Origin of the sequence: Streptomyces sp. CB01249 (assembly GCF_001905735.1) — a bacterium.
GTDB lineage: Bacteria > Actinomycetota > Actinomycetes > Streptomycetales > Streptomycetaceae > Streptomyces.
Genome location: NZ_LISW01000001.1, coordinates 1 through 13,668, shown reverse-complemented (window position 1 = coordinate 13,668; position 13,668 = coordinate 1). Strand labels below are relative to the sequence as shown.

At 70.0% G+C, this 13,668-nt stretch carries 5 protein-coding genes and 1 tRNA gene; 1 reads left to right on the top strand and 5 read right to left on the bottom strand.

Annotated elements, in window-relative coordinates:
• Nucleotides 1-201: 201 nt before the first annotated feature.
• The 3 genes from AMK18_RS00030 to AMK18_RS00020 form a co-directional block, all read right to left on the bottom strand.
• A complete protein-coding gene (locus AMK18_RS00030) occupies nucleotides 202-2,961 on the bottom strand; it encodes a DNA translocase FtsK (RefSeq protein WP_073862255.1) in 2,760 nt (919 codons plus the stop codon).
• 185 nt (nucleotides 2,962-3,146) lie between these two features.
• Entirely contained in the window at nucleotides 3,147-3,824 is a 678-nt protein-coding gene (locus tag AMK18_RS00025) for a response regulator (protein ID WP_018105279.1), read from the bottom strand.
• 245 nt (nucleotides 3,825-4,069) lie between these two features.
• On the bottom strand, nucleotides 4,070-9,496 hold the full coding sequence (locus AMK18_RS00020) for a HAMP domain-containing protein (protein ID WP_073862254.1): 5,427 nt from the start codon (nucleotides 9,494-9,496) through the stop codon (nucleotides 4,070-4,072).
• Nucleotides 9,497-9,907: 411 nt separating this feature from the next.
• On the opposite strand from AMK18_RS00020, the gene AMK18_RS00015 reads away from it, so the two are divergent.
• Nucleotides 9,908-12,514: a SpoIIE family protein phosphatase gene (locus AMK18_RS00015; RefSeq protein ID WP_073861160.1), complete on the top strand. Its 2,607-nt coding sequence runs from the start codon at nucleotides 9,908-9,910 to the stop codon at nucleotides 12,512-12,514.
• A 61-nt stretch (nucleotides 12,515-12,575) separates the two neighbouring features.
• On the opposite strand, the gene AMK18_RS00010 is transcribed toward AMK18_RS00015, so the two are convergent.
• Nucleotides 12,576-13,361: a DUF4253 domain-containing protein gene (locus tag AMK18_RS00010; protein ID WP_241836406.1), complete on the bottom strand. Its 786-nt coding sequence runs from the start codon at nucleotides 13,359-13,361 to the stop codon at nucleotides 12,576-12,578.
• 103 nt (nucleotides 13,362-13,464) lie between these two features.
• A tRNA-Thr gene (locus tag AMK18_RS00005) sits at nucleotides 13,465-13,537 on the bottom strand.
• Between the last annotated feature and the right edge of the window lie 131 nt (nucleotides 13,538-13,668).

The window sequence follows — 13,668 nt, the reverse complement described above, 5'->3', positions numbered from 1 at the left end:
GGGGGCGCCTTTCGAGCGTGAGCCACCTGCTGGGTGTTCAGTCTAGGGGGGGTACGAAAGGGTGGGGCAACCGGGCGGGTGGACTTTGTACGCCATCAGATTCGAACAGAGCCGGTTTCGCCGGGACGCCCCGGGGAAGGACGTTCCTTCCTTCCCTTCAACTTGACGTACGGCCCGGCGAAACGGTTGCCCGTAAAACTCTTACGAAGCGGTTTCCCCACGAATCTGTGCCAACACCCCGTCGAGCTCGTCGGGTTTCACCAGGACGTCGCGCGCCTTGGAGCCCTCGCTCGGTCCGACGATGTTGCGCGACTCCATCAGGTCCATGAGCCGCCCGGCCTTGGCGAAGCCGACCCGCAGCTTGCGCTGGAGCATCGAGGTCGATCCGAACTGGGTGGAGACGACCAGCTCGGCCGCCTGGCACAGCAGGTCGAGGTCGTCGCCGATGTCCTCGTCGATCTCCTTCTTCTGCTTCGTGCCGACCACGACGTCGTCGCGGAAGACCGGGGCCATCTGGTCCTTGCAGTGCTGGACGACGGCCGCGACCTCGTCCTCGGTGACGAAGGCGCCCTGCATACGGGTCGGCTTGTTCGCGCCCATCGGCAGGAACAGGCCGTCACCCTTTCCGATGAGCTTTTCGGCACCGGGCTGGTCCAGGATGACGCGGCTGTCGGCGAGCGAGGACGTGGCGAAGGCGAGCCGCGAGGGCACGTTCGCCTTGATCAGGCCGGTGACGACGTCCACCGAGGGGCGCTGTGTGGCGAGCACCAGGTGGATGCCGGCGGCGCGGGCCAGCTGGGTGATGCGGACGATCGAGTCCTCGACGTCACGCGGGGCGACCATCATCAGGTCGGCCAGCTCGTCGACGATCACCAGCAGATACGGGTACGGCGCGAGCTCGCGTTCGCTGCCCTCCGGCGTCTTGAGCTTGCCGGTGCGCACCGCGTGGTTGAAGTCGTCGATGTGCCGGTAGCCGAAGGCCGCGAGGTCGTCGTAGCGCAGATCCATCTCCCGTACGACCCACTGAAGCGCCTCGGCGGCCTTCTTGGGGTTGGTGATGATCGGCGTGATCAGGTGCGGAATGCCCTCGTACGCGGTGAGCTCGACGCGCTTCGGGTCGACCAGCACCATCCGGACGTCCTCCGGCGTGGCCCGCACCATGATCGAGGTGATCAGGCAGTTGATGCAGGACGACTTGCCGGAGCCGGTCGCACCGGCCACCAGGACGTGCGGCATCTTCGCGAGGTTGGCCATCTCGTAGCCGCCCTCGACGTTCTTGCCGAGCGCGACGAGCATGGGGTGGTCGTCCTCGGCCGCGTCCGCCAGGCGCAGCACGTCGCCGAGGTTGACCATCTCCCGGTCGGAGTTGGGGATCTCGATGCCGACCGCGGACTTGCCCGGGATCGGCGAGATGATGCGGACGTCGGGGCTGGCGACGGCGTACGCGATGTTCTTGGTGAGCGCCGTGATCCGCTCGACCTTCACGGCGGGGCCGAGCTCCACCTCGTACCGCGTCACCGTCGGTCCGCGGGTGAAGCCGGTGACGGCGGCGTCCACCTTGAACTCGGTGAACACGTTGGTCAGCGAGGCGACGATCGCGTCGTTGGCGGCGCTCCGGGTCTTGCCGGGACCGCCGCGCTCCAGCAGGTCGAGCGAGGGCAGCGAGTACGTGATGTCGCCGGAGAGCTGGAGCTGCTCGGCCCTGGCGGGCAGCGACTGGGGCTCGGGGGGCTCGGGCGCCGGCTTGGTCAGATCGGGCACACCGGCCCCGGGCGTGGCCTCCGTACGCTTCCCGGCGGACTTCCCGGCCGGCTCCGCCTCCCTGGCACCGGGCACCGGCGTGCCCGCCTGCTCGCGGTCCACCGAGACGCCCTGCGTCAGGTCCGCGACAACCGGCGAGGGCGGCATGCCGTTGAGCACGGCCCCGTCGAGCGCGGCGGCAGCGGCGGCCGCCACGTCCACCGCGTCCATCGTGCGGTTCATCGCGGGCTGCACCGAGGGCCTGCGCGGCCTGCGACGCTTGGACAGCGCCTCGGACTCCGCGAGGTCCGGGTCGTACCCGTCGGGCGCCTGGGAGCGGCGGGAGCGGGGCGGGAGCGCCTCGCGCCACTGCTCGTCGTAGCGCTCGTCGTCGTCCTCCTGCGCCTCGGGGTCGTACGCCGGTTCCACGATGCCCAGCTTCACGCCGAGCAGCCGCAGCCGCAGCGGGATGGCGTTCACCGGGGTCGCCGTGACGACCAGCAGCCCGAAGACGGTGAGCAGCAGGAGCAGCGGCACGGCCAGCACCTCGCCCATGGCGAAGATCAGCGGCTTGGAGGCGGCCCAGCCGATGAGGCCGCCCGCGTCCTGCATGGCCTCGGTCCCCTCGTCGCGCCCCGGCGAACCGCACGCGATGTGGACCTGTCCGAGCACGCCGATGACCAGGGCGGAGAGGCCGATGACGATGCGGCCGTTGGCCTCGGGCCGCTGGGGGTACAGGATCAGCCGTACCGCGATGGCGCCCAGCAGTATCGGCACGAGCAGGTCGAGCCGGCCGAACGCCCCGGTGACCAGCATCTCCACCAGGTCGCCCACGGGACCGCGCAGATTCGACCAGGTGCCCGCGGCGACGATCAGCGCGAGGCCGAGCAGCAGCAGCGCGACGCCGTCCTTGCGGTGGGCGGGGTCGAGGCCCTTGGCACCGCGCCCTATGCCGCGGAACATCGCGCCGACGGCGTGGGCCGCGCCGAGCCAGAGGGCCCGCGCCAGCCGGTACACGCCGTTGGTGGGCGAGGGTGCCGGACGTGGCGGAGCGGCTTTCTTCGCCGCGGTCTTCTTGGCCGGGGCCTTCTTCGCGGGCGCCTTCTTCGCTGCGGTCTTCTTGGCGGGCGCGGCTTTCTTCGCCGGACCCGGGCCACCGCCGACGCGCTTCGCGGTGCCCGCAGTGCCCTGGGAACCCTTGCCGGACGTACGTGAGGCCATGGGGCCGAGGTTACCGGTGTCCACGTCTGTGGACACCGGTGCGTGCCGGTTCACCCGTCCGTGTCGCCCTGCGCGGGCCGGAAACTGACGCGCCCTCACCGGCGGCCGCGCACGGAAAACCGGCAGCCACCGGTCAGTTGCCCGGCCGCACCCGAAGGCGCCCCGCACACAAGGCGGATGCGCCGTTATGAGGGAACGGCCGCCGACGCCCCGCCGGTGCCGGGCTCCAGCGCGTCGAGCGCGCGGCGCAGTCCGGTCAGCTTCCGTTCGAGATGGGCGGCCGTGGCGACGGCGCCCGCGTCCGCGGACTCGTCGTCGAGCTGCTTCGACAGCGCCTCCGCCTGCTCCTCGACGGCCGCGAGCCGCGCGGAGAGCTCGGCCAGCAGACCGGCGGGCTCCCTCTCCTGCTGGGCGCTGGTCTGGCCGCCGCCCTCCAGCTGGAGCCGCAGCAGCGCAGCCTGCTCCCGCAGCTGGCAGTTCTTCATGTACAGCTCCACGAAGACCGAGACCTTGGCGCGCAGCACCCACGGGTCGAACGGCTTGGAGATGTAGTCCACCGCGCCGGCCGCGTAACCCCGGAAGGTGTGATGCGGACCGTGATTGATCGCGGTGAGGAAGATGATCGGGATGTCCCGGGTCCGTTCCCGCCGCTTGATGTGCGCGGCGGTTTCGAAACCGTCCATGCCCGGCATCTGGACGTCCAGCAGAATGACCGCGAAGTCGTCCGTGAGCAGCGCTTTGAGCGCCTCCTCCCCTGACGATGCCCGTACCAGTGTCTGATCGAGCGCAGAGAGGATGGCCTCCAGCGCCAGCAGATTCTCCGGCCGGTCATCGACCAGGAGGATCTTGGCCTTCTGCACCATGGCCCGCCCTCCTCGCCCCGGAATTGCACCGGGCGCCGCCCCGGGGGACGACTCCCTTACGCCGCCCGTCCTTGTGCCGGTCATGGTAGCCGCACCCCGGCGGTCACCACACCCTGTCACCGTGATGTCACTGTGCACGTACCGGAAACGTGGCGGGAGACCAGAAGGTTCCCCGCAATCCGCGTTCCCACACTCCTTCGTACACCACCGGTCAACAAATCTTCATGGATTCTCTCAGTGGGCGCTCACTCACCGCGCACGTACCCTTCCATGACCGAAAGAAGATGGTCGGGATCGACCGGCTTGGTGACATAGTCGGACGCACCCGATTCGAGCGCCTTCTCCTTGTCGCCCTTCATCGCTTTGGCGGTCAGGGCCACGATCGGCAGCTCGGCGAACTGCGGCATCCTGCGGATCGCCGAGGTCGTCGCGTAACCGTCCATCTCCGGCATCATGATGTCCATCAGTACGACCGTCACATCGTCGTGCTGCTCCAGGACTTCGATGCCCTCGCGCCCGTTCTCGGCGTAGAGGACCGTCAGTCCGTGCTGTTCCAGCACGCTGGTGAGGGCGAAGACGTTGCGGACGTCGTCGTCCACGATCAGCACCTTCTCGCCGCCGAACCGGAACGTCCTGCGCGGCTGCTCGGGCTCCTCCTGACCGCCCACGGTCCACGCCTCGGGCTCGGTGGCCCGACCCGGCTGCGGGGCGGGGGCGGGCACCGGACGCGGCGGCAGCGCGGGCTGCTGCTGTGCGCCTCCCAGCGCCTTGCGCCGGCGGCGCGGGGCGGCCTGGGCGGCGTCCGGCACGTACACCTGTCCGGGCTCCGGGGCCCGGCCGCCCTCGATCGCGCCGGTCTGGCCGTCGGACTGCCCCGGAGCGAGCTGCGGGTAGCCCTGCGGCGGGAGTTCGCTCGGGTGCAGCGGCAGGTACAGGGTGAACGTGGAGCCGCGGCCGGGCTCGCTCGCCGCGTGGATCTCGCCGCCCAGCAGCCGGGCGATCTCGCGGCTGATGGACAGACCGAGGCCCGTGCCGCCGTACTTGCGGCTGGTCGTCCCGTCCGCCTGCTTGAACGCCTCGAAGATGACCCGCATCTTGCTGGCCGCGATCCCGATGCCGGTGTCCGTCACCGAGAAGGCGATCAGCTCGCCGTCCGCGTCCCGCAGCGAACCGGCCTCCAGCAGCTGCTCGCGGATGGCGTCCGGCACCTCTTGACCGGCGTGCCTGATCACCAGCTCGACGGCCCCGCCGTCGGTGAACTTCACGGCGTTGGACAGCAGGTTGCGCAGCACCTGGAGGAGCCGCTGCTCGTCCGTGTGCAGCGTGGCCGGCAGCTCCGGCGACACCCGTACGGAGAAATCCAGCCCCTTTTCCGCGGTGAGCGGCCGGAAGGTCGCCTCCACATAGTCCACGAGCTGCACCAGGGCGATCCGCGTCGGGCTGACGTCCATCTTGCCCGCCTCGACCTTCGACAGATCGAGGATGTCGTTGATCAGCTGGAGCAGGTCGGAACCGGCCCCGTGGATCGTCTCGGCGAATTCCACCTGCTTCGGCGAGAGATTGCCCTCGGCGTTGTCCGCGAGCAACTTGGCCAGAATGAGCAGAGAGTTGAGCGGCGTACGCAGCTCGTGCGACATGTTCGCCAGGAACTCGGACTTGTAGCGCATCGAGACGGCGAGCTGTTCGGCGCGCTCCTCCAGGACCTGCCGCGCCTCCTCGATCTCGGTGTTCTTGACCTCGATGTCGCGGTTCTGCCTGGCCAGCAGCTCGGCCTTCTCCTCCAGTTCGGCGTTGGACGCCTGGAGGGCCTTCTGCCGGTTCTCCAATTCCTGCGAGCGGTCGCGCAATTGCTCGGTGAGCTCCTGCGACTGTTCGAGCAGCTTCTCGGTCGTCGTGTTGACGCTGATGGTGTTGACGCTCGTGGCGATCATTTCCGCGAGCTGGTTCAGGAAGTCCCGCTGGATGTGCGTGAACGGCTGGAACGAGGCCAGTTCGATGACTCCGAGGACCTTGCCCTCGAACAGCACCGGAAGCACGATCACATGCGCGGGCGGCGCCTCACCGAGCCCGGAGGAGATCTTCAGGTACCCCGGCGGAACGTTGTCCACCTGGATCGTCCGCTTCTCCTCGGCGGCCGTGCCGATGAGCGTCTCGCCCGGCCGGAAGGACGTCGGCATGGAGCCGGCGGAGTAGCCGTAGCTCCCCCGCATCCGCAGCTCGTACGCCCCCTCGGCCTCGGCGCCCAGCGCGTCGGTCTCGCCGGTGGGCGTGGCCAGGAAGAACGCGCCGTGCTGCGCGGAGACCACGGGGGTCAGCTCGCTCATGATCAGCGAGGCAACGTCGTCCAGGTCGCGCCGCCCCTGCATCAGACCGGAGATGCGGGCCAGGTTTCCCTTAAGCCAGTCCTGTTCCTTGTTGGTGGCGGTGGTGTCGCGCAGGTTCGCGATCATCGTGTTGATGTTGTCCTGGAGGGCCTGGATCTCGCCCGCCGCGTCCACGTCGATCTTCAGGTTCAGGTCGCCGCGCGTCACCGCCGTGGCGACGGCCGCGATGGCGCGCACCTGACGGGTCAGGTTCCCGGCCATCTCGTTCACCGACTCGGTCAGGTCGCGCCAGGTGCCGTCCACGTCGCGCACCCGCGCCTGACCGCCGAGCTGCCCCTCGGTGCCCACCTCGCGGGCGACCCGGGTCACCTGCTCGGCGAACGACGACAGCTGGTCGACCATCGTGTTGATGGTGTTCTTCAGCTGCTGGATCTCGCCGCGCGCATCGATGTCGATCTTCTTGGTCAGGTCGCCCTTGGCGATGGCCGTCGTGACCGCGGCGATCTGGCGCACCTGGCCCGTCAGGTTGGACGCCATCGAGTTCACGGACTCGGTGAGGTCCTTCCACGTACCGGAGACGCCCGGGACGCGCGCCTGGCCGCCCAGCTCGCCCTCGGTGCCCACCTCGCGGGCGACGCGGGTCACCTCGTCCGCGAACGAGGACAGCGTCGTCACCATCGTGTTGACGGTGTCGGCCAGCTCGGCGACCTCGCCGCGCGCCTCGACGGTGACCTTCTTCGTCAGGTCGCCGTTGGCGACGGCGGACGAGACGCGGGAGATGTTCCGCACCTGGCTGGTCAGGTTGTTGGCCATCAGGTTGACGTTGTCGCTGAGGTCCTTCCAGATGCCCGTCGCCCCGCGCACCCGCGCCTGGCCGCCGAGGATGCCCTCGGTGCCCACCTCACGCGCGACGCGGGTCACCTCGTCGGCGAAGTTGAGCAGCTGGTCGACCATCGTGTTGACGGTCGTCACCAGTTCGAGGATCTCGCCCTTGGCGTCGACGGTGATCTTCTTGGACAGGTCGCCGTTGGCGACCGCCGTCGTCACCTCGGCGATGTTCCGCACCTGAAGGGTGAGGTTGTTGGCCATGCCGTTGACGGACTGCGTGAGGTCCTTCCACGTACCCGAGACGCCCTGCACCTCGGCCTGACCGCCCAGGATGCCCTCGGTACCCACCTCGCGTGCCACCCGCGTGACCTGCTCCGCGAAGTTCGAGAGCTGGTCGACCATGGTGTTGAGGGTGTTCTTCAGCTCCAGGATCTCGCCGCGCGCGTCCACGTCGATCTTCTGCGACAGGTCACCGCGCGCCACCGCCGTGGCGACCTGCGCGATGTTACGGACCTGAGCGGTGAGGTTCCCCGCCATGCCGTTCACCGAGTCGGTCAGATCACGCCACACACCGGCCACGCCGGGCACCTGCGCCTGGCCGCCGAGCCGCCCGTCCGTACCCACCTCGCGGGCGACCCTGGTCACCTGCTCGGCGAAGGCGGAGAGCTGGTCGACCATCGTGTTGATGGTGTTCTTCAGCTCCAGGATCTCGCCGCGCGCGTCCACGTCGATCTTCTGCGACAGGTCGCCCCGCGCCACCGCCGTCGTGACCTGGGCGATCTGGCGCACCTGGGAGGTCAGGTTCCCCGCCATGAAGTTGACGGAGTCGGTGAGCTCCTTCCACGTACCGGAGACGCCGTCGACCCGCGCCTGACCGCCGAGGCGGCCCTCGGTGCCCACGTCACGCGCCATCCGCGTGACCTGGTCGGCGAACGAGGAGAGCTGCGCCACCATCGTGTTGACGGTGTTCTTGAGCTCCAGCATCTCGCCCGCGACGTCGACGGTGACCTTCTGCGACAGGTCGCCGTTGGCGACGGCCGTCGTGACCTGCGCAATGTCGCGGACCTGGCCGGTCAGGTTGCGGAAGGCTGTGTTCACGGAGTCCGTGAGGTCCTTCCAGGTCCCGGCGGCGCCCGGCACCTCGGCCTGCCCGCCGAGGCGGCCCTCGACGCCGACCTCCCGGGCCACCCGGGTCACTTCCGAGCCGAAGGACTGGAGCTGGTCCACCATCGTGTTGACGGTGTTCTTCAGCTCCAGCATCTCGCCGGCCACATCGACGGTGACCTTCTGCGTCATGTCGCCGCTGGCCACCGCCGTCGTCACCTGGGCGATGTCGCGCACCTGGGTCGTCAGGTTCCGGAAGACCGTGTTCACCGAGTCGGTGAGGTCCTTCCAGGTCCCGGCGGCGCCCGGCACCTGCGCCTGGCCGCCGAGCACGCCCTGCCCGCCGACCTCGCTGGCCACGCGGGTGACCTCGTCCGCGAAGGTGCGCAGCGTCTCGGTCATCTGGTTGATCGTCTCGGCGAGCTGCGCGACCTCGCCGCGCGCGCTGACCTGAACCTTCTGCGACAGGTCACCGTTGGCGACCGCCGTCGTCACCTCCGCGATGCCACGCACCTGGGAGGTGAGGTTGCCGGCCATCGTGTTGACGGAGTCCGTGAGGTCCTTCCACACCCCGGCCACGCCCGGCACTACGGCCTGGCCGCCGAGCTCGCCCTCCGTGCCCACCTCGCGGGCGACCCGGGTCACCTCGGAGGAGAACGAGGACAGCTGGTCGACCATCGTGTTGACGGTGTTCTTCAGCTGGAGCATCTCGCCGGCCACATGGACGGTGACCTTCCGCGACAGGTCACCCTTGGCCACGGCCGTCGTCACCAGCGCGATGTCGCGCACCTGTGCGGTCAGCCGGTACGCCATGGTGTTGACGGAGTCCGTGAGGTCCTTCCACGAACCGGACATCCCGCGCACCTGCGCCTGGCCGCCCAGCTTGCCCTCGGTCCCCACCTCGACCGCCACCCGCGTCACCTGCTCGGTGAACGCCGACAGCTGGTCGACCAGGTTGTTGACGGTACGGGCGACCTTCAGGAACTCGCCGCGCAGCGGCCGTACCGTGTCGTCCGCCGTGTGGGAGCGCAGCTCCATCCGCTGTTCGAGATCACCGTCGGCCACCGCCGACAGCACGCGCCCGACCTCCGAGACCGGGCGCGCGAGATCGTCCACCAGCTCGTTGGAGGCGTCGATCGCGGCGGCCCAGGAGCCCTCGCAGGCACCCGTCTCCAGGCGCTCGGTGAGCTTGCCCTCCCGCCCGACGACGCGGCGCACCCGGGCCAGCTCGCCGGTGAGGTGCACATTGCGGTCGGCGACCTCGTTGAAGACCGCGGCGAGCTCCGCCATCACGCCTTCGCCGGAGACGGTGACGCGCCTGCGGAAGTTCCCGTCGCGCATGGCGACCAGGCCGGCCAGCAGTCTGTGGAGCGCCGCCGCGTCTACCTCGACGGTTCCATTGCGCTGCTTCTTCACGGACTGCCCGCCCTTACTGCGCGTACCCGAACCCCGCGCCGCCACGTCAGACTCCACCGTGTCCCTCCCGCAGGGGTTGACCATCTAGCTAGAACCTCGTCCGAGAGCCTGCCCAGAACTTCCACGGCTCACCGCCACAGCCCACCGTCGACGGGTGACCATGCGGACGTCAAATCGTTGAAACGTACCAGGCGGGAACCGGTCGGGGTGGAACCTCCCATGGTTGTCCCACATCCCTCCGAGGGGAAGCCCATCCTGTCCGGTCGTCCGACCGTTCCCGCCCGGCCCTGTCCGAAGTCCGCCCTCGTGTACCCGGTGCGCGGGGGGAGCGTCTAGCCTGGCAGGCGAATCGAAGCGGCGAGAAACGGGCACGGACTCGGGGAAGCGACGAGACACCATATGGGGAGTGCTGTGATCACGGCGCGTGCGGCTGCCACCTTCGACCCGGTGGCACGCTCCGTCGCGACGGCCCGTGCCTTTGTCCGCGACACGCTCCAGGGCTGGGGGTACACCGACGTCGTGGACGACGCCGTCGTCCTGACCAGCGAGCTCGTCACCAATGCCGTGATCCACGCCGGCACCGCCGCGGACGTGCTGTGTCTGCGCACGGAGGACGGCGTCCGGGTGGAGATCGCCGACCACTACCCGGAGCGGGAGATCCCGCTCCAGCCGGCCGCCCTCGATCTCGGCAGCCTGGACAGCGAGAACGGCCGCGGTCTGCTGCTGTGCGCGGCTCTCGCTTCCCGGTGGGGCGTCGAATACTCCCCCACGCGCAAACATGTCTGGTTCCAGCTCGATCTCCCGGACCGCCCGGTGGGCGTCCGCTCGGCCGGTCCGCTGCTGCCCGTGGGCCTGCTCCCGGTCACCGACGAACGCGTCCGGGTCGCCGTCGTCCAGGTCGACAGCGAGGGCGCTGTCGCCGCGTGGAACGACGACGCCGCGTACCTCTTCGGTTACACGGCGGACCAGGTCATCGGCAAGCAGCTCACCGACTTCACCGCCTGGCCGCAGACCCCCGGCACCAGCACCGGCATCGCGGACGCCCTGCGCCTCTCCCGCTGGGAGGGCAGCTACGGCATCCGGGGCGCCGACGGCCGCACCATCCCGGTCTACGGCTCCCACCTGCGCGTACGGGACCCTCAGGGCGAACCGTCCACGGTCTGCCTGCTGGTGCGCGACTACGAGCGCGCGGTCCTCCAGACCCCCGTGCGCGCCCCGGTCTCGGACACCGCGGAGAGCCGCAAGACGGACCCCTTCGAGGTCTTCATCGGCTCCCCCGCCCCCGACGACCTCGACGGCCTGCTCCAGCGCACCGTCGAGCGGGCGCGCGACATGCTGGACGCCGACGCCGCCTTCCTCCTGCTCGCCACGGACGACGAGACCGAGCTGGAGGTGCGCGCCACGACCGGCCTGCCCTCCGCCCGTCAGCGCTTCGCCCGCGTCCCCGTCGAGGCCGGAACCGGCCGGTACGGCTCCGCCCGGATGCCCGCCGTCCACGAGGACCTGGACGCCGTCCCGGGCGCGGTCCCGCTGCTCGGCAACACCGGCATGCGCTCGGTGGTCACGGTCCCGCTGAAGGTCGAGGGGCGCCTCACGGGCTCGCTGGGCGTCGCGGCCGAGGCCGCGGGCCGCTATTCCAACGAGGAGGCGCTGCGCCTCCAGTTCGCCGCGGACCGGATCGCCCTCGCGGTCGAGTCGGCGCGCCTCGGCGAGCTGGAGCGGCTGCGCCGCGGCTCGCTGTCCTTCCTCGTGGAGGCGTCGGACCTGCTGGCGGGCACCCTGGACCGGGACCAGACGCTGGCCCTGATGGCCCAGATGACGGTTCCGACGCTGGCGACGTGGTGCGCCGTCTACACGATCGCCGACCCGGCGTCGGACCCGGAGCTCTCCTACGTGCTGCACGAGGACGAGGAGCGCATCGACGGGCTCAAGAGCCTGCTCACCCGGATCTCCCCGCCGGAGCCCGTACGGACCCCTGGGGCGCGGCTGTGGGCCGCTCCTGCCCAGGCCGCCCACGAGGCGGCGTTGCGGACCTCGATGCGGAGTATCGGGATCGGCGACGCGGGCGGCCTCGGCTCGACCACGCGTACGACGCTGGCGACCGCCGCGGCGGTGGGCGGCGAGACCGTCGTCCTGCCCCTGGTCGCCCGTAACCGCGTCATCGGCATGCTGACGCTCGGCAAGCCGTCCGACGACCACTTCCGCCAGGAGATCCTGGAGCTGGCCGAGGACCTGTCCCGCCGGGCCGCCCTGGCCCTGGACAACGCCCGCCTCTACTCGGAGCGCACGGCGATCAGCCAGTCCCTCCAGCGCAGCCTCCTTCCGCCGGGCCTGCCCGCCGTGCCCAACGTCGAGGTGGACGTCATCTACCGCGCGGCCGGCGAGGGCAACGAGGTCGGCGGCGACTTCTACGACGTCTTCCCGATCCGGGACGGCGCGTACGGGTTCGCCATCGGCGACGTATGCGGTACGGGGCCGGAGGCGGCGGCCGTCACGGGCCTGGCCCGCCACGCGCTGCGCCTGCTGGCCCGGGAGGGCTTCGCCGGCCCCGCGGTCCTGGAGCGGCTCAACGCGGCGATCCTCGACGAGGGCGCCCGCAGCCGCTTCCTCACGCTGCTCTACGGCGAGCTGTGGCCGCAGGAGGACGGCAGCGCCCTCCTGAAGGTCGTCTGCGCCGGCCACCCGCTGCCGCTGCGCCTGCGCCAGGACGGCTCGGTGGAGCCCGCGGCGGACCCGCAGCCGCTGCTGGGCGTCATGGAGGACCTGGAGCTGTACGAGCAGGAGTTCACCCTGGAGCCGGGCGACGTCCTGTTGTGCGTGACGGACGGTGTGACGGAACGCCGTGAGGGTACGCGGATGCTCGGCGACGACGGCCTGGCGGATGTGCTCGCCCACTGCACGGGACTCACGGCGGGCGCGGTGGCCGCACGCATCCTCCGAGCCGTCGAACGCTTCGCCGCCGAGCCGCCCTCGGACGACATGGCCATCCTGACCATGAGGGTCCCGGAACCGCAGTAGTGGCCGCCCCCGCCTGCTCACCAAGGGCATGGCACCGCCCTCCCATGCGGATCCGACGGCTCTAGTCCCACCAGAACGACCAGGAAGTCCGTCCCCTGAGGTCCGTCGCGTACTCGGGGAACGGTGTGGGCGGGTCGTCGACGATGTTGTTGGCGGTCGAGAGCACGTGTTCCAAGGCGAGCAGGTTCGTGTGCTCCGCTTCGACGGGCGGCCTCGCGGCCGATACGTGCAGCTCGCTGCCGGACACCGCCACGACCCGGGCGCCGAAGCGGTCTTCCCAGCTCCGCAGGAGTGCACACAGCAGAGGCAGCGGTGCCTCCGCGGACCAGCCGATCGACGCCAGAGCATCGCTGCTGCGCCGGGCAGCGACAAGCACGAGTCGGTACTCGTCCAGCCCGGACTGCCCCCTCTCGATCAGCCCGGACAGCAGGCTTGCCGCCGCTTCCTCAGGCTTCGGGTCCCCGGACGCAGTCGGCATCTCCGGTGCCAGGCCCGGCCACTGCTCGAAGGGCGGCCCGGGGTCGTGAGGCCATGGTTCGATCCCGTCAGGCACCGGGGCCGGTGTCGTGTCCGTCCAGAAGGGCAGTCTCGTACGCCGGTACTCGGCGAAGTCCGCGGCCAGCACCTCTTCCAGGCGGACGGCATCGACCTGGTCCAGGCCGAGCGGCTTCCCCAGCGCATAGGGCCGGCACAGGAGCGGAACCAGGCCACGGGCCTTCTGCTCGCTCAGCAGGCGGGGCCACAAGTCATCGACGGCCTCAGGAAAATCGTCAGAGACCCACGTGTGTGCGGGCCCCGACGACAGGAACCGGCCGGGAGGCAGACCATCGGGCAGGACAAACGACATGGTCGCACCGTAGACCGTGACACTGACATCGCAGCCGCCCGCAGGACTGGGCCCCGGACATGAAGAAAGGCCCCGCCGACTGGCGAGGCCTTTCTTTCTTCTGAGCCCCAATGCGGAATCGAACCGCAGACCTTCTCCTTACCATGGAGACGCTCTACCGACTGAGCTATTGGGGCCTTGCTGCCCTGCGGCAACGAGCTAAAGCATACCCTGATCCAGGGGGTATGCAAAACCGCCTGGGCCGGCGGTGCAGAGAGGTACTGAGGGCGAAGCGTGCAACCCCCATAAACGCGAAAGAGCCCCGTGC